Genomic DNA, 17,236 nt, shown 5'->3' with positions numbered 1-17,236 from the left:
GTACTGTCAAATAGATTATACCGCTGACGATAGGCGGTTATGATCTCAGGGAAGAGGAACAAGGGGAGCTGCCATGAAAATCCTTGCGGCGACGGATTTTTCCACCCGTTCACAACGTGCACTTCGGCGGGCCGGTCTTTTGGCGCGGGACGCCAGCGCCGAACTCACGCTCATTCATGTCGTCGACGATGACCAACCCTCAGATATATTTGAGCTCGAAAGACGGGAGGCACAGAGATATCTTGAAGAACAAATAGCCTCGATCCCCGAACTGCAGGGACTTCAGTGTGTCTCCGCAGTTGTCACCGGCGATCCTTTCGACGGCATTTTGAGAGCTGCCGAGGCGCGTGCGATCGATCTCATTGTCATGGGCGCACACCGCAAGCAGTTGCTACGCGATATCTTTGTCGGAACGACCATCGAACGCGTGATCCGTACCGGACCATGCCCGGTGCTCATGGTGAATGCAGAGGTAGAACATTCATACAAAAAGGTGATGGCCGCCGTGGATATGTCGGAGCCGTCCGCACGCGCAATCAGGACGGCTAGGGAAACAGGGCTGATAGGCGACGCCAGTCTTTCGTTGGTCCATGGCTTCGATGCGTTCGCCAAGGGAAAAATGTCTAATGCTGGAATAGGCAAGGACGAGATAGCGCGCTACGTGGCGGCAGAACGTTTGCAGGCGGGTAGGGAACTGGTCGCGTTTCTGGAGGCGAACAACTTTGGCGTCGACAACTGGTCGCTGCGTATCAAGGAAGGAGGCCCAGTCGAAGCGATCATGGCGGCCATCAAGGAGGTGGCGCCCGATCTTCTGGTGATCGGAACGCACGGCCGTACGGGCCTCATCAAGGTACTTCTGGGAAGCGTGACGGAGAGCATTCTGCGATCGGTCGACGTGGATGTTTTTACGGCGCCGCCTATCCGAGAATGATCGAAGCCTACGTGATGGATGATCGTCGGTGTTCGTCCGGGGATTCAACAGCACGCCTCAAATGGCGTGACGTCGTCGTTGCGCTCGATGCGGTCCCGCTAAAGCTCCGCGCGTCCCTAGATCATAAGCGAGGTTAGCGCGGTCGAGGTCCGCGCGGATCGCCCGACCGCGTGTCGCTTGCCTCGGGCGGATGCGCCTCACCCCAGGAATGCTCGAGTGCGAGATGAGGTCACTATTACTATCAGTTGATCGTCGGAATTTGGGCTTGCTTTCGCTACAGGTGACAACGATGATCATTATCACCGACGCTAGGCCATCGAAGGCCTAAAAGCGGGGCCGTCGCCACAAAGTCGGCAGGAGATTGTCATGAAGAAGCATACTTCTCGCGACGACATATCCGCCCTCTCGTCGAGCATGAGAAAGCTGCTGCCCGATGTTGAGGCGCTTTATAAGGACATTCACGCCCATCCGGAACTCTCGATGCAGGAGACGCGGACTGCGGCTCTCGCCGCCGATAGGCTCAGGAAAGCCGGTTATGAAGTGACCACCGGAGTCGGCAAGACGGGTGTGGTGGGACTGCTCCGCAATGGTGAAGGACCGACGGTGATGCTGCGTGCCGACATGGACGCGCTCCCGATCGCCGAGAACACCGGCCTCGCCTATGCCAGCAAGGTCACGGCCACGGACGCGGAAGGTAAAACGGTGCCGGTAGGGCATATGTGCGGCCACGATATGCACGTCGCATGGCTGGTCGGTGCGGCGACACTGTTGTCGCAGACGCGCAAAGATTGGAAGGGTACCTTGATGGCCGTCTTCCAGCCTGGTGAAGAAACCGCCCAAGGGGCCTAGGCCATGATCGATGACGGCCTGCTGAAACGCTTCCCCACGCCTGATGTCGTGCTTGGCCAGCATGTCATGGTCGGTCCTACCGGAAATGTTGCCGGCAGCGCCGGGCCAATCACCTCCGCAGCTGACAGCTTGCAAATCCGACTGATTGGGCGCGGCGCACATGGCTCCATGCCGCAAGCAAGCATAGATCCCGTTGTTATGGCGGCATCCGTTGTCCTGCGGCTTCAGACCATCGTGTCCCGCGAGGTTGCCGCCACCGATGCGGCGGTTGTCACGGTCGGCGTGCTGCAGGCGGGCACCAGGACCTGGTCGGCACCTTCGTCTTTGCGCTCAGCGGCGCGGTTGCCTCGGTCAATCGTCGCCTCGACATTTTCGGTATCCTCGTTCTGTCTTTCGTGGCCGGGAGTTTTGGCGGGATCACCCGCGGTTTGCTGATCGGCGCAGTTCCTCCGGCTGCTCTGACGGATAGCCGATATCTGCTGGTTTCTGTGCTGGCGGGGCTCATAACGATCTTCTGGTATGCCGGTGTCGACAGGCTGCGTAGCCCGATGCTTCTGTTCGATGCGGCGGGACTATCGCTCTTTGTCGTCGCGGGCGCGCAGAAGGCGATCGAGTTCGGTTTGAACCCGGTAATGGCCGCGCTGCTTGGGATGCTGACCGGCATCGGCGGCGGCATAACGCGCGACGTTCTTCTCGCAGACATCCCACAAGTGCTGCGTTCTGATCTCTATGCCATTGCTGCACTCGCTGGCGCGTCCATTGTCGTCATTGGTGATATGCTAGGTCTTTCCTATGGCATCTCGGCCTTGGCCGGAGGGCTTTTGTGCTTCGGCCTTCGCTTCATGGCAATCAGGTACGATTGGCGTCTGCCTGTAGCGCATCTGTCCGCGCGAGGGCGGGCGGCAGCAGACCCTTCGAACGACGAGATCCAGGCTGAAATTGTTGACGATCCCGCGCCAGCGCCAGATAAAATGGCCTGCTGTGCCCAGATTCCCCGATGTCGAACTGCAATATCGCCGGAAGGTCGCATCGTGACGCTCGCGACGTCTGCGACCAATCCCGAAGCTGTTCGAGTGAGTTGAGCGTCGGCGTTAATCGGTTTCGGGCAAACACCAACTCCTCGCCGGGGGCTGCTCCCTGGACGACTATGATTTCGGTGTCCACGGGTAACGACGCGCCAAGGCGAAGAGCGTCGCTCCGAACGTCCACCATCGGCAAGAATCTTTCTTTACATGCAAACCGTCGGCAGTTTGATTGCAGAGAGGCCAAATCGACGACAAGCCGGTTGCCCGAAGGCGCGAAGCTCTTCAGGCGAACTGGCCCCGAGAGCTGAATCATGTTTTCCAAAGTAAGCACTCACAAATAGGCAAGGGGGTTCGCAAAGTCTCTGCCAGTTTCGTCTTCCAGCGAAAACGAAAGGGCTAGAGCCGTTTCTTCGACGCTTTGAGCTTCGGCAAGCGCCTCGCGAAGTTTCACTCCACGCAGTCGTCGCATTAATCCCGCCAAAGAGGGAAGGTAGCTGTCCTCGTGAGAGGACGGCCAGAGCAACGCCAACATGACCGAAACGGGCTCCCCGTCAGGAGAGTCGTACCAGATTGGATGACGAAGTATTGCTAGACACTTGGCCGGTTCGGCTATGTCGTCCAAGAGGGCGTGGGGAACCGAAACGCCGCCGCCGATCGCCGTCGACCCCATCCGCTCCCTACGAAGGAGCGCGGACTCGATATCGCGCGGTGGCACGCGCACTTCATAGGCCAAAACGGACGCCAAGTTATGAAGGACCGATACACGATCGGTGCCGGGAAGATTAACTACAATTTCTTGAGGAATGATCTCGAGACAGACAGACACAAAGCCTCCTCGCCGGAACATCCGGTCACACAGGACTAAAACGGGTACTCCCGGACGCAGCGACGTTCGCGCGTCCGGGCTAAATGCCCGTTTTGAGCTTCTTAGGCTCCCTGTGGAAAAAGGCTGTAATCATGGCTTCAATGTAAGCGTTTATTTATTTCAATCAAGTCATATCGGCTTGCAGCCACAGTCCCTGCGAAGCGTCGTCTTGATCACCTCGATCAATGGCTGCCGCCTCCTTCTCGGTGGAACAAGGCTGGCAGACGACGCTGTGCTGGGGAGGGCTCGCCGCGCTGACGTGGTTCGCCATTCAGTCGTTCCGCGCGGCCTTCGGGGATTCCTCAGAGAGTGTCAAGACCTGGCAAAGGGGGGTCAGAACAAGAGCAGTCCGAAATCGTACGTTAAGGTCGAACGAAACCGGAACGATGCCGTAGATCGGATGTGCAACATCCGATCTCTGTGGATTGCCATCGACATGCGCCAGTTTTGATTTCTCTGTCCGGCCCGACTCGACAACGCTTCACGCGGATTGGTCATGACTGGGGTCGGGCGATGGCAAAGCGCAAGCTTCTCAAAGATCAAGATCGGCGGAGGCTTGTCGATATCCCGATCGACGAGGACAGCTTAATCCGCCACTATTCGTTGTCATTGGCGGATCGCCTGGAGATCGAACTGCGGAGACGTAATCACAATCGGCTCGGCTTTGCAATCCAGCTATGTCTGATGCGATACCCGGGTCGAGTGCTTGGAGCAGAAGAAACTCCGCCTCGCGCCATGCTGAAGTATGTTGCTGATCAGATCGGCGCCGCTCCAGACGAATTTGCCCTCTATGCACGTCGTGCAGAAACCCGTCGGGATCATATGTCGCGGCTGATGGTCTATCTGGATACGAGAAGCGCGACGCCGCCAGATCGCCGCGCCGCGCTATTGGCGGCAATTCAAGCGGCGACTATGTCCGACGACGGTGCTGCGATAGCCAGTTCGACTGTCGCCGCGTTTCGCGAACGCGGAGCTCTTCTGCCGGCGATCGACACGATCGAACGCATCGGCCTTGCCGGCCGTGCCATAGCCCGGCGCCGGGCAGAAAAAACCCTGATTGAAGACATCCCGCTCGATAGGCTTCAATCACTGGATAAGCTGTTAGAGGTTGATCCGTCGATCAGCAAGACGCGCTTTCATTGGCTGCGTTCGGCGCCAGAAGCGCCGGCTGCGTCGAACCTCGTCGGGCTGACCGAGCGGATAGCTTTTCTGCGGCGGCTGGAGATCCATCAGGAACTGCAGGCGCGCGTATCATCCGGACGGTGGGACCAGATGATCCGGGAGGGCAACGCAACGCCGGCCTGGCTTGCCAACGACTTCAACGCCAGCCGTCGCCACGCTCTGATCGTGGCTCAAGTCATCAAGCTTTGCCAGAAGCTCACGGACGATGCGGTGACGATGTTCATCAAGCTGATGGGCAAGTTGTTCTCGCAAGCCAACAATCGAAAGAAGCAGCGACCGATGGACTGCAGAGCGAACACCGCCAAAGCGCTGCGCATGTTTCTGGATACGACGCCACCAGCGTAACCGCGCTCGGACCTCCTCTTCCCGCTCGGTGGCGTGGACATAGGAATAGAGATAATCCGTGGCGACCAGATCGAAGAAGGCTTGCGGGTTCACCAAAAACTCCCGGCCGCGTCTGGTTGGCAGCAGCACATCCTTTTTCCGGCGAAGAAGCTTCAGATGACGGGCCATGTCGCGCACGACCCAAAGCGGCGGCATGTCGCTTTCATTGAGCACCTTGTTCATGCTGTAGAGGTCCTCGGCTGTGAATCCTGGCCAGAGGAAGTGCACAGCGGCCCAATGCACGAACTTGCGGTTCATGGCGCCGGTCGCCGTCAATCCTATGCCACCCTCACCGTCAGCATAGGCAACCGAAAGAAGCATGCCGCGAAGAAGTGGTGACAGCGCGGCGATGTCGACGTCACCTTGCAGGTTGATTTCCGGAAGCATCGTGCGGCTTTGATCCCCAACTGCGCCATGCAAGTCCCAGCGAGTATCGAGCGGTAAAAGAACAATTGCTAGTGAGAAAGCTAAAGCCGAAGGGTGCGTCATCACCCGCCCCCGCTCCGCCCTTTCAACCCGGCCCAGCCGGTCGGATCGAGGGCTGATCTCCTTGCCCTGTAGTAGCCTTTAAGCCCTTGTTGCATTTACATTAGAAGTCACACGGCTATTTAGTAATGCGACAGTTGGGCCAGTTAGAGATGCGACAGTCGTCGCCTCTTCATCGACTCGAGCGGAAACCCCGTCGGCAAAGAATACTTGTCGAGGATACGGTCTGAAGACCGGGGCGTTGCGGGGGCGCGACTAAGCCTCCGGAAGCGAATAGCGCGTGACAACCGCGTCCTCGCCATCGAGGCTCACTTCGACGACCTCGTTCACCATATCCTGTGCCCCTGCCAAGTCCTGCAAGATGAGCGCAAACAGATCTCGTTGCAGCGCAGGTAGCACCTGGGGAACTATTATCACCAGACCCGCATGCAACGCCTCTTTTGCGTAGAGCTTCCGGAAGTCGCGCGCATTGTTCGTTACGAACGTGAAATCCTCTGCTACGATGCGAGGCATCAGATCCCAGTCGGTCTCGCCGCTCAGCCCCAGCCAATTCACATGAAAGCAATCGTGACCGTGCACTTGCGCCACGGCGACGAGGGACGTGTGAAGGCATTCATCAATAAGAAACTTCACGAAGGTGAGCCGGAGGGTTTAGCAGCACTTTCGCTGCGAATTCGCAGACGCTTCTCAGACTTCACCTTCAGGCCCTGCTCGGAGAGCTTCCGCGGCCGTCCCCTGGCGGGATGGGCCACAGCCCAGATCTCGGCAAGCTCCACCATGCGCTCGGTGAGCGAAGGGTAACCCTCGACAATTTCCGCGGTGCTTGCGCCCTGGGTCTTCATCGCGGCGATCGTTCGCACTGGAACACGGGTTCGCTTGAACACCGGCTCGCCGCTCACGACGCCCTTCACACTCTGGATCATTCGTTCAGCTTCTCGAAGCGCCTCGGCACGTGCGGCCAGTTGCTCCCTTGCCCGCGCGACATCGACGATAAGATAGTCGTCCGCCCTAACGGTATCGGCATTCGGGTTCTGGTCTATGGTATCAAAAAGACGTTTGCGGCGCTCGGCGGACAAGATCGATCCGACGCCATACCAGAGCTTCAACCGAAGCAGATCCTCATCAGTAAGCGCTCTACCCTTGTCGCCGATGAGATGAGTCGCGATGATCCGCTTGTCGATCGCATTGTGCACCGACTTCACAGCGATCCCGCTGACTGCTGCGGCCTCGGCGGGCGTGTAGGCGTACGATGCGTTGGCCATAATCATTCTCCTTGAGGAGAATATATAATGCAGGTGCCGTCCCCGGTAAAGATCGACCGAGCGTTTCGATCTCGCTTCTAGTCAGCTTATTGGTGGTCACTTCTTCTCAAGCGGCCGTTCGGTCACACGAAACAGTGTTTCCGCCCAGGCGAGGGACTTGCTTGCGCCGGATCGTCACTTGGATGCCTGGAAGATCAAGAGCCGGGAATTTCACAAGATTGGCTCTCGCTGAGTGTTGTAATTGCAGGGCTATCGGTTCTGCTGGCATCAAGGCGAGGTACGGCAAGCGCTGGAAGGTTGACATGCCCTCCTAGTGCCAGAGATTGGTCTTGGTGAGGTCAATCAGTTCATCGCCCCTGCCGCTGAAGACGGCCTTCAGCATGTAGAGCGTAAAGCCTTTTGCCATCTCCACGTTGATAGAAGGCGGGACCGGCAATTCGGTACGAGCGACGACCGCGTCGATCAAAACAGGACCGTCGTGCGCGAGCGCTTCGCGGATACCGCTCTCGACATCCTCCGGATGCTCCAGGCGGACACCTTTTATCCCAACGGCTTCGGCCATCGCCGCGAAGTTCGGGTTCTTCAACTCCGTCCCGTTCGGAAGGAAGCCAACTGACTTTTGCTCGACTTCAATGAACCCCAGGGCGGAATTATTGAAGACGACGACCTTCACCGGAAGATTCATCTGGGCGAGCGTAAGGAAGTCGCCCATCAGCATGGCAAATCCGCCGTCGCCCGACATGGAGATGACCTGCCGCTGCGGGAACGTCACCTGAGCGCCGATCGCATGTGGCATCGCGTTGGCCATCGAACCGTGCCAGAAAGATCCTACCAGCCGGCGTTTTCCATTGAGCGCCAGATAGCGTGCGGCCCAGACGGTGGGAAGCCCGACATCGCAGGTAAAGATGGCGTCGTCGGATGCGGCATCGCTGAGAGCCTTAGCGACCTGTTGGGGATGAATGATCCCGCCCTTACGATGGCCCGATGCCAGTGCATCGAGGTCTTTCCGGGCCTTCTGATAATGCGTCTTAGCCTGTTCCAGATGTGTTGCATCGGTGCGAACCTTGATTGCGGGCAACAGAGCGTCCAGGGTTGCCTTCACGTCGCCCACAAGCCCTAGATCGACAGCGGCTCGCCGTCCAATCTGGCCCGGGCGAATGTCGATTTGGGCGATCTGCACGCCAGAGCCGGTTGGGTAGAACTGCCTGTAGGGAAAGTCGGTCCCAAGCATCAGGAGGATGTCGCAATCCTTCATGGCGTAGTAGCCCGAGGAAAAGCCGATCAGGCCGGTCATTCCAACGTCGTAGGGATTGTCACATTCGACAAACTCCTTGCCCTTCAGAGCATGCACGACCGGTGCCTTCAACTTTTCGGCCAGCGCGATGACCTGATCGTGTGCGCCGGCGCATCCCGAGCCGCAAAAGAGGGTGACGCGCCCTTGACCGTTCAACAGGTTGGCCAAAGTGTCAATGTCTTCCTGCGGTGGAACAGCCACCGGCGCTTTTGGCAGCAGCGTCTGCGGTTTAGGGACATACGAGTTCTTCGCCGGTTTGAGCGCAATATCACCCGGAATGACAACGACGGAGACTCCGCGCTGCCCGACGGCCTCGCGTATTGCAATTTCCAGCGTGCGCGGCATCTGGTCGGGGTCGCCGAGCAGTTCGCAATAGTGACTGCATTCCCTAAACAGGTCTTGCGGATGGGTTTCCTGGAAATAACCTGAGCCAATCTCCGAGGAGGGGATCTGTGCGGCGATTGCCAGAACGGGAACGCGGGACCGATGGGCGTCGAAAAGTCCGTTTATCAGGTGAAGGTTGCCAGGACCGCAGCTGCCGGCACAGACGGCGAGCGAACCTGTGAGGTGTGCCTCGGCGGCTGCCGCAAATGCGCCAGCCTCTTCATGCCGCACATGAATCCACTCGATCTTGCCCTGCCGCCTGACCGCATCGGTGATGCCGTTGAGACTGTCGCCAACGACACCAAAAATTCGCTTTACCCCAGCGGCGGCCAAAGTAGCGGCAAACTGATCTGCAACGGTCTGTGTCATCGTTATGCTCCATGGTTTGGCGATATTACGGTGGCTTTGATCGCTCGATATTGGCCGGTGCCTCCGCGAAAATATTGTTAAAAACGACTGCATATGGATGAGTCTTCTTCCGAAGACATCGCTTTAATACGGTTTGGTCCAGTCCGCGCGGGTGCCGGGGAAATGGCAAGTCGAACCGTATCAACGTGGACCGACAGTTGCCAGTCCGCGCGCAGCTCCACGCCGTTCTTATAAGGAAGATCCAGCCTTCACCTTTAGACGTGGAATTCCGGTTCTTCGCTCCTGATAAGCCTTTGACGTGGTTGTTGCGGCGAATTGTCCAAAAGGCAGATTTGGTGACAATACGCAGACCCTCATACTTTCCATAATCCTTGCATGCCAATGGCGATGCGACTTTGACAGAATTCCTCATGCGGCCCGCATCAATCTTTGGCGAGACACTGCTGAACGCTCAAAACCTTTAAAGAGGATTTTCCCCATGAAGATCTATTTGCTCTCACTTGCTGCCGGACTGCTGGTGGGTGTGATCTACAGCCTGATCAATGTGCGTTCGCCCGCCCCTCCCATCGTGGCGCTCGTCGGCCTCCTGGGCATTCTTGTCGGGGAGCAGGTGATACCGTTCGCCAAAACAGTACTGGCCAAGGAACCTGCTGCTGTCGGTTGGCTGAACCAGATCAAGCCGCACATGTTCGGACACCTGCCCAGCGGTTCCAGCCATATGCAAAATGCGGACAGCGGCAACATCAACCCATCAAATGGCACAGGCCCGGCTTAAGGCCGGCCATTTCAACGTCCCTCGAAACCCGGGCGGCGCCGTCAACCGTCCTTCCCTGGAGCTAACTCATGTTCGCTGATCTGATCTTGCACCGTGGTCTCTTCACCACGCTTGACCGAACTAATCCGAATGCATCCGCCGTTGCCATCAAAGAGGGTAAGTTCCTGGCCGTCGGCCATGACCAAGAGATTATGGCGTTTGCCGGGCCGGAGACGAAGATCGTCGATCTCAAAGGTAAACCTGTGCTCCCTGGCCTGATCGACAACCACACCCATGTCATTCGCGGTGGCCTCAACTTCAACATGGAACTCCGTTGGGATGGCGTTCGCTCCCTTGCCGACGCAATGGACATGCTCAAAAGGCAGGTGGCAATCACGCCCGCGCCGCAGTGGGTCCGCGTTGTCGGCGGTTTCACCGAACACCAGTTCGTCGAAAAACGTTTGCCGACGATTGACGAGATCAATGCGATCGCGCCCGATACGCCGGTCTTCCTGCTCCATCTTTATGACAGGGCGCTTTTGAACGGTGCCGCCGTTCGCGCTGTGGGCTATACGAAGGATACGCCCAACCCACCGGGTGGCGAGATTATTCGCGATCCCCATGGCAACCCGACAGGTTTGCTGTTGGCAAAACCGAATGCGGGCATTCTCTATTCAACTCTCGCCAAGGGTCCGAAGCTGCCGCTCGAGTATCAGGTCAATTCGACGCGGCATTTCATGCGGGAATTGAACAGGCTCGGCGTTACAGGCGTGATCGATGCTGGCGGCGGCTTCCAGAATTATCCGGATGATTATGCCGTCATCCAGAAGCTTGCCGATGAAAACCAGATGACGGTGCGGCTCGCCTATAATCTCTTCACCCAGAAGCCGAAGGGAGAGAAGGAGGACTTTCTCAACTGGACGTCGTCGGTCAAATACAAGCAGGGTAACGATTATTTCCGTCACAATGGTGCGGGCGAGATGCTCGTCTTTTCCGCTGCCGACTTCGAGGATTTCCGCGAACCACGTCCCGATATGCCGCCGGAAATGGAAGGCGAAATGGAAGAAGTCGTGCGCATTCTGGCCGAAAACCGATGGCCGTGGCGTTTGCATGCGACCTATGACGAGACGATCAGCCGCGCACTCGATGTCTTCGAAAAGGTCAATCAGGACATCCCGCTTGAAGGCCTTAACTGGTTTTTCGACCATGCCGAGACGATTTCGGATCGCTCGATCGACCGGATCGCGGCGCTTGGCGGCGGCATCGCCGTGCAGCACCGGATGGCATATCAGGGCGAATATTTTGTCGAGCGCTATGGCGTTGGTGCAGCCGAAGCCACGCCACCTGTGGCCAAGATGCTTGAAAAGGGCGTCAAGGTCTCAGCTGGTACGGATGCCACGCGCGTTGCCTCCTACAATCCTTGGGTTTCTTTGTCCTGGATGATCACCGGCAAGACTGTCGGCGGCATGAAACTCTATCCGCGCGCCAATTGCCTGGATCGAGAAACTGCGCTGCGCATGTGGACGGAGAACGTCACATGGTTTTCCAACGAAGAGGGCAAGAAGGGCCGCATTGAAAAGGGCCAGTTCGCCGATCTGGTCGTTCCGGACAAGGACTTCTTCGCTTGCTCTGAGGACGAGATCTCGTTCCTCACCTCGGATCTCACCATGGTCGGTGGCAAGATCGTTTATGGCGCTGGCGATTTCGCCAAATACGATGAGAGCGACGTTCCACCGGCTATGCCCGACTGGTCGCCTGTGCGGACATTCGGCGGCTATGCAGCCTGGGGTGACCCGGGAGGGGCCGGAAAGCGGTCGCTGCGGCGCACTGCGATTTCGACTTGCGGATGCGCCAATGACTGCAACGTGCATGGCCATGACCATGCGGGCGCGTGGACATCGACCCTGCCGATCGCTGATCTCAAAGGCTTTTTCGGCGCGCTTGGTTGCGCCTGCTGGGCAGTTTGAAGCAGGGGATGTTGACAATGATCGGAAAGAACATGGCATCCGCGTTACAGCCTGTTGCCGCATCCCGAACAATTCAGACTTTTGCGCTGCTGGGTCTGTGCTCGGCCAATATTCAGGGCGCGCTGATCAAGATTTTTGATTTTCAAACCGCGCTCGATGAAATGAACCATTTCGGTCTGCCGTCCGCACCCCTGTTTGCCATCGTCGTCATCGTGTTCGAATTGACGATGCCGGCGTTGGTAGTGACCGGGCTTTATCGCTGGATGGCAGCGCTTGCCTTGTCCGGCTTTACAATGCTCGCAACCCTTCTTGCCTTGCGCTTCTGGGAGATGCCGCCCGGCATGGCACGCTCCATGACGATGAACGGATTTTTCGAGCACGTAGGTCTTGCCTGCGCGTTCGTATTGGTGGCCTCCGGAAATCTTCTTTCCCATCCTGACAGAGAAGGACTCTGACCATGACATTTCGCTTTCTAAGAACAGTCAGCATCGTTGCAGCGCTCGCGCTTTTGCCCATCATGCCTGGCGTTGCGTCTGCACGCGACAAACATCCGCAGGTCGGCGTGGCGCCGCAATACGACACGACACATGTCTACGTGGACCCGGCTGCCGTCGACGATTTCGCCAAGAGTTTCCTTGCGACATTTGGCGGAACCAGCACAAAGCAGGTGGTTGTCAACGTAACGCCAACGCCTAGCAGCACATCATCGCAGCTGCTTCAAACACCGGCTGGCACGGTGTCCCTGTTCGGGTTCACGACCCCCGTTCCCTATCCCTTCGGCCTCGAACGCACTGGCTATCTCGTAACGGATATGGATGCCGCAGTGAAGGCGGCTCGTGCAGCGGGCGCTATCGTTCTCGTTGAACCGTTCCCCGATCCGATTGGTCGCGATGCTGTCATTCAATGGCCGGGCGGCGTGAATATGCAGCTTTACTGGCACACCAAGACGCCAAACTATCCCGCATTGTCGGCCGTGCCCGAAAACCGGATTTACCTGTCACCAGATGCTGCTTCCTCTTTCGTCACGGCCTTTACCCGCTTCTCGAAAGGCAAGGTGGTGTCCGACGACCGCAAGGCTCCCGGTCTCGAAATCGGCAGGCCGGACGATACCTATCGCCGCATTCGCATCACGTCGGTTTATGGTGAGATGACCGTGCTCGTCACCGACGGACACCTGCCATATCCGTATGGGCATGACACGACGGGCTATGCGGTCCCGGACCTCCAAGCCACACTCGTGAAGGCGAAGGAAAATGGTGCCCGGATCCTCATCGAACCCTACGAGGCGGGTGGACGGCAGGCCGCAATGGTTGAGTTCCCGGGCGGATACGTCGCCGAGGTGCACACCTCGCTTGCCAACTGACGAGACAAATCAGACATCCATTCAATGGCGCGAAGGGTTCGTATCTCCATGGTTACGACCCTTCATACCAATTGTTGCGGACGCCAATGCTGAGACAGGACTGTCGCGCGACCATCAATAAACGTGCGGCAGGCAATCCGTGTTTCCATCATAGATTCGTTCAAACCAGCGGCCCTTGAAAGGACCAGTCATGAGGTTTCTGCCACTCCCTCTCCTCCTCAGTTTTAATGGCGGTTATGTCGATACAATCGGCTTTCTTGCCCTCGGCGGACTATTCACGGCCCATGTAACGGGCAATTTCGTGACGCTCGGCGCCACGGTCGCGACGGGTTCGGGCGGCACTCTGGCGAAGTTACTCGCGTTGCCGATGTTTTGCGTGATTGTTCTGCTCACCAGGGTGGGCTGTACATTGCTCAAGAATAACGGGCTGGCGGTACTGCGCCCGCTTCTGCTGGTAAAGCTGGTTCTCTTGCTCGTCGTCGCGGTTCTTGCCGTTTCTTATGGTCCTTTTCGCGACGCCAATAGTGGTGCAAGTCTGGCGATCGGGATGACGATGATCGCAGCTATGGCGATCCAGAACGCGTTGCACCGTGTGCATCTGACCAAATCGCCACCATCGACCTTAATGACCGGAACGACCACCCAGATCATGCTCGATCTTGCCGACCTGATCTCCAGGCTCCCTGTCGACGATGTGACTGCTGCCAAGGTGCGGCTCAAGCGCATGATTTTCAGCGTCGTTGCCTTTGCATCAGGATGTGCCTTGGCGGCCGGTGCCTTCGTGCTGTCGCCGGTCTGGTGCTTTGCGGTCCCTGTGTTTGTTTCGGCGTTGGCTTTCATCGCGAAGGTCGCGACGCCAGAGGGCGATTGAACAGTTCGCTGCCTCTCGTGCATGCGCTCCGCAGACGGCGAACGCGCCGTTTTCGCGCGAATGGAAGCGCATTGTCTAAGCCCCGTTTGTTTGTTCAAGAGCCGTAGCAGCCAAGGCGCTAGCTTATCGTTGCCTCAACCGATGTGCATCTCACACCCATAGGATGCAGCTGTCGCCGAGCGGCGGCCGGTGCTTCTCGCTGCGATCAGTACGGGCAATCGGAAACGTTAACATCAAGCGATCGGAGAAATCCCATGGACGCCATGCCACCGAAAATCATCACGGAAGAGATTCAGATCGTCGACAATAGCGGTCATCCACTGATCGTGTTGTCAGGGAAGTCTGGCAAACCGGCGATCATATTCCTGCGTCGCGACGGTCAACAAGGCCTTGCATTGTCTCTCGATGACGCTGATCGCCCAGCCATCAAACTCGCCAATACGGACGCGACCGCGCCAACGGCCTCCCTTGAGATCGATGACAAAGGTGCGCATGTCAAATTTGACCGACCGGGCGGTGCGTCAAGCTATCTGTTTCTGAACAATGCCGGCGGGTCGGGCGTCGTTTTGATCGACGCCCAAGGGCAAAGGCGGGTTGAAATTTTGACAGCGCCGGATGGCACGATCACCGTCAGCCGGTCTGGAAACAAAGAGACGCTCCCCTGATCCAGAGGCCTGAACAATGCAAGAAACCCTCGGCGAGGGACACAATGGTTCACGCCGGTTATTTGCCCCTTATCGCTATCGTCAAAGTTTTCCACCACCCCTGCGTTGGTGGGGATCCATTACGAAGATCATTATTGGAGACATCCCTATGCCGTCTATTCCTCTCCTGGCTCCTTCGGACTGTGCCATCGTTCTCGTCGATGAACAGGCCGGCCTTGCGTTCGCCACGGGCTCGGCAGACCGGCAGGCCCTGCGCAGCAATGCGATAGCGCTTGCCCGCACGGCAGTCGCCTTCGGCATTCCGACCGTCGTCAGCACCTCGGCATCGAAGGTCTACAGCGGGCCGTTGATGCCACCGCTGCGCGCTGTCCTGCCGGATATCGTTCCCATCGAGCGTCGCAATATGAACCTCTGGGAAGATGAGGCCGCATTGGCTGCGATCACCGCTACCGGACGCAAGACGCTGGTGTTTGCCGGGCTGCTCACGGAAGCCTGCGTCAGCTTCCCGGTGCTTTCGGCGCTGAATGAAGGGTATAAGGTTTTCGTCGTGGCCGATGCTTGCGGCGGCTTGACGCCAGTTAGCCACGAGGCGGCATTGCGCCGGATGGAGCAGGCAGGTGCCGTCATGACATCCTGGCTTCAGTTCCTGCTCGAAATGCAGCGCGACTGGACCCGACACGAAACGTACGAGGTTGCCCGCAGCATTGTCGTGGACCATGGCGGCGGCTACGGCGTCGGCCTTGACTACGCCCGAGATATGATCAAACCGGTGTGATGGTGAGGGCCTTGGGAATGAGCGGGAGCGGGGGCTTGGGCTTTCCCTGCCGACCAGCGCCCCCGATACCGCGTCACCACCAAACCCTTTACGAGCCTCGTGACATCTACCCGTTCACTACATCGCGCTGGCGGTTGCCAAATGGGCTCGCTTGCCGCGCCTTTTGGAGAGGTTCCCGTGCCAACGGACAACGTGCCATTGCAATCAATCCCATCGCAGGCGAGCTCGACTTCGCAGATCACAACGACGCAGTTCATCGGCATCTTTGTTGCTGTGGCCCCCTCTATGTTTCTGGGTTCACTCGATCAGACGATTGTCGCTACCGCGCTGCCTGTCATCGCAAGTCAATTGGGAAATTTCAGCAATATTGCATGGGTCATCACCGCTTACCTGCTGGCGGCGACGGTTGCGGCGCCGATCTATGGTCGCGTTGGCGATTCCATCGGCCGCAAAACAGCCCTGCTTGGCGCTCTGGTTCTGTTTATCTGCGGCTCGATTGCCTGTGCGCTGGCCACAGGATTTGACACCCTCATAGCAGCTCGGGCTTTGCAGGGGCTCGGCGGCGGCGGTCTCATGACCTTGTCGCAGGCGCTGATTGGCCAGTCCGTCAGTCCGCGTGATCGCGGGCGCTTTCAGGGATGGTTCGGAGCCATCTTTGCCCTCAGCAGCACGCTGGGGCCACTTCTGGGAGGTCTCCTCTCGGAGCACGTTGGCTGGCGCTGGATTTTCTGGATCAATCTTCCCTTGGGTCTGATTGCAGCTGTTGCTGCCCTGAGAGTGAAATCCGATCCGTCGGAGGGCCGGTTTTCTTTCGACGTCCCGGGCACGACCTTGTTCGCTGCCTCTACGGTCGCACTTCTGCTGGCGCTCGGATTCGGCCCCGCCCTCGGCTGGGCATCCGTGCGTGTCATCCTTTTACTTCTCGCGGGCTGCCTGGGTCTTGCTTTTGTCCTGCCGGTGGAGCGGCATGTTTCTACGCCCTTGCTCTCTCCCGATCTGCTGGAGCAACCGGTCGTATGGCGTGCCGCACTCTGCGTCCTCCTGTTTGCAGCGGCCTTGTTTGCCGGGCTGGTTCAGGTTCCGCTCCTGCTGGAACTCGCCTATGGGATCAGTCCATCAACGTCAGGACTGCTCCTTATCCCTCTTACCCTGGCGCAGGCCGGTATCTCAACGTGGGCCGGTATCCACATGTCAACGACCGGACGACCGCGCAATCCGCTCATCTGGGGACTTGCTGTCGCCAGTTTGGGTTTCGTCTCGCTCGCCGCCACCCTAAGCTATGGCCCTGTGGCGATTGCCGCATCGTCCATCCTTTTCGGGCTTGGGCTTGGCACGACGATGCCCGCTGCCCAGACGCTTGCACAATGGGCCGGTGGAAAAAGCCGGCTGGGAGTGACCACCGCGACACTAACATTTTCACGATCTGTCGGCGGGGTCATCGGCACGGCTGTGACCTCTGCTATTTTGCTCGCTGCTATCGAACACTATGCTCCAGGTTCCGCCGCAACAGTCCAGGCAACAATGGAAAATGTGACCGCTACTGCCCAGCAAACTGCGCATATGGATGCGGTTTTGTACGCATTCCGATGGGTGTTCGCCGCTATAGCACTCTGTACATCGGTAGCGATGCTGCTGGCCGTTTCAATACCCCCGATAAACCTTGCCGATCCTGAACCGGAGACCGGCACTTAGTCGACCTTCCAAATCAAGGTCTGATTTCCTTTCAGGCCCTTTCGAAACAACATGAGACCGCTGAAAACGCGGGCGCTCTCGCCCGTGTCCACGAAAGGAAATAGAGCGGAGATCTCCA

At 58.1% G+C, this 17,236-nt stretch carries 15 protein-coding genes and 3 pseudogenes; 12 read left to right on the top strand and 6 right to left on the bottom strand.

The window, feature by feature from the left end; genetic code table 11:
* Positions 1–73 precede the first annotated feature (73 nt).
* The 3 genes and pseudogenes from AC1DNK_RS25410 to AC1DNK_RS25400 form a co-directional block, all read left to right on the top strand.
* Positions 74–931, top strand: a complete 858-nt coding sequence (locus AC1DNK_RS25410) for a universal stress protein (protein ID WP_477943897.1) — start codon at positions 74–76, stop codon at positions 929–931.
* A 366-nt stretch (positions 932–1,297) separates the two neighbouring features.
* On the top strand, positions 1,298–1,780 hold the full coding sequence (locus AC1DNK_RS25405) for a M20/M25/M40 family metallo-hydrolase (RefSeq protein ID WP_477943896.1): 483 nt from the start codon (positions 1,298–1,300) through the stop codon (positions 1,778–1,780).
* A 206-nt stretch (positions 1,781–1,986) separates the two neighbouring features.
* Positions 1,987–2,538: pseudogene (locus AC1DNK_RS25400) on the top strand (trimeric intracellular cation channel family protein); the annotation flags it as partial.
* A gap of 91 nt (positions 2,539–2,629) precedes the next feature.
* On the opposite strand, the gene AC1DNK_RS25395 reads toward AC1DNK_RS25400, so the two are convergent.
* Complete coding sequence (locus AC1DNK_RS25395) at positions 2,630–2,992, bottom strand: alanine racemase (protein ID WP_477943962.1); 363 nt, start codon at positions 2,990–2,992, stop codon at positions 2,630–2,632.
* 144 nt (positions 2,993–3,136) lie between these two features.
* Positions 3,137–3,631, bottom strand: a complete 495-nt coding sequence (locus AC1DNK_RS25390; RefSeq protein ID WP_477943895.1) for a PTS sugar transporter subunit IIA — start codon at positions 3,629–3,631, stop codon at positions 3,137–3,139.
* Between the two features lie 552 nt (positions 3,632–4,183).
* On the opposite strand from AC1DNK_RS25390, the pseudogene AC1DNK_RS25385 reads away from it, so the two are divergent.
* Positions 4,184–5,182, top strand: a pseudogene (locus AC1DNK_RS25385) (DUF4158 domain-containing protein); the annotation flags it as partial.
* On the opposite strand, the pseudogene AC1DNK_RS25380 reads toward AC1DNK_RS25385, so the two are convergent.
* The 4 genes and pseudogenes from AC1DNK_RS25380 to poxB all read right to left on the bottom strand — a co-directional run.
* Positions 5,183–5,623: pseudogene (locus AC1DNK_RS25380) on the bottom strand (hypothetical protein); the annotation flags it as partial.
* 354 nt (positions 5,624–5,977) lie between these two features.
* Positions 5,978–6,355 carry a DUF5615 family PIN-like protein gene (locus AC1DNK_RS25375; protein ID WP_130685659.1) on the bottom strand — a complete coding sequence of 126 codons (378 nt, stop codon included), beginning with the start codon at positions 6,353–6,355 and terminating at the stop codon, positions 5,978–5,980.
* Positions 6,352–6,984, bottom strand: a complete 633-nt coding sequence (locus tag AC1DNK_RS25370) for a DUF433 domain-containing protein (RefSeq protein ID WP_477943894.1) — start codon at positions 6,982–6,984, stop codon at positions 6,352–6,354. Before AC1DNK_RS25370 ends, AC1DNK_RS25375 begins: the two co-directional genes overlap by 4 nt.
* 310 nt (positions 6,985–7,294) lie before the next feature.
* Positions 7,295–9,031: a ubiquinone-dependent pyruvate dehydrogenase gene (gene poxB, locus AC1DNK_RS25365; RefSeq protein ID WP_477943893.1), complete on the bottom strand. Its 1,737-nt coding sequence runs from the start codon at positions 9,029–9,031 to the stop codon at positions 7,295–7,297.
* A 478-nt stretch (positions 9,032–9,509) separates the two neighbouring features.
* Here poxB and AC1DNK_RS25360 point away from each other — a divergent pair, with 478 nt between their 5' ends.
* From AC1DNK_RS25360 to AC1DNK_RS25325, 8 genes are all read left to right on the top strand, one after another.
* Entirely contained in the window at positions 9,510–9,806 is a 297-nt protein-coding gene (locus AC1DNK_RS25360; protein ID WP_477943892.1) for a XapX domain-containing protein, read from the top strand.
* A gap of 68 nt (positions 9,807–9,874) precedes the next feature.
* Positions 9,875–11,752: an amidohydrolase gene (locus AC1DNK_RS25355; RefSeq protein ID WP_477943891.1), complete on the top strand. Its 1,878-nt coding sequence runs from the start codon at positions 9,875–9,877 to the stop codon at positions 11,750–11,752.
* A 17-nt stretch (positions 11,753–11,769) separates the two neighbouring features.
* On the top strand, positions 11,770–12,207 hold the full coding sequence (locus AC1DNK_RS25350) for a DoxX family protein (protein ID WP_477943890.1): 438 nt from the start codon (positions 11,770–11,772) through the stop codon (positions 12,205–12,207).
* 62 nt (positions 12,208–12,269) lie between these two features.
* Positions 12,270–13,115, top strand: a complete 846-nt coding sequence (locus tag AC1DNK_RS25345) for a glyoxalase (protein ID WP_477943961.1) — start codon at positions 12,270–12,272, stop codon at positions 13,113–13,115.
* A gap of 190 nt (positions 13,116–13,305) precedes the next feature.
* Positions 13,306–13,986, top strand: a complete 681-nt coding sequence (locus tag AC1DNK_RS25340; protein ID WP_477943889.1) for a YoaK family protein — start codon at positions 13,306–13,308, stop codon at positions 13,984–13,986.
* A gap of 254 nt (positions 13,987–14,240) precedes the next feature.
* Positions 14,241–14,651: a hypothetical protein gene (locus AC1DNK_RS25335; protein WP_477943888.1), complete on the top strand. Its 411-nt coding sequence runs from the start codon at positions 14,241–14,243 to the stop codon at positions 14,649–14,651.
* 16 nt (positions 14,652–14,667) lie between these two features.
* Positions 14,668–15,426: a hydrolase gene (locus AC1DNK_RS25330; protein ID WP_477943887.1), complete on the top strand. Its 759-nt coding sequence runs from the start codon at positions 14,668–14,670 to the stop codon at positions 15,424–15,426.
* A gap of 177 nt (positions 15,427–15,603) precedes the next feature.
* A complete protein-coding gene (locus AC1DNK_RS25325; RefSeq protein WP_477943886.1) occupies positions 15,604–17,118 on the top strand; it encodes an MFS transporter in 1,515 nt (504 codons plus the stop codon).
* Positions 17,119–17,236: the final 118 nt, after the last annotated feature.

The organism is Rhizobium sp. 01N424 (assembly GCF_056399485.1).
This window is presented reverse-complemented; position numbering and strand designations above follow the sequence as displayed.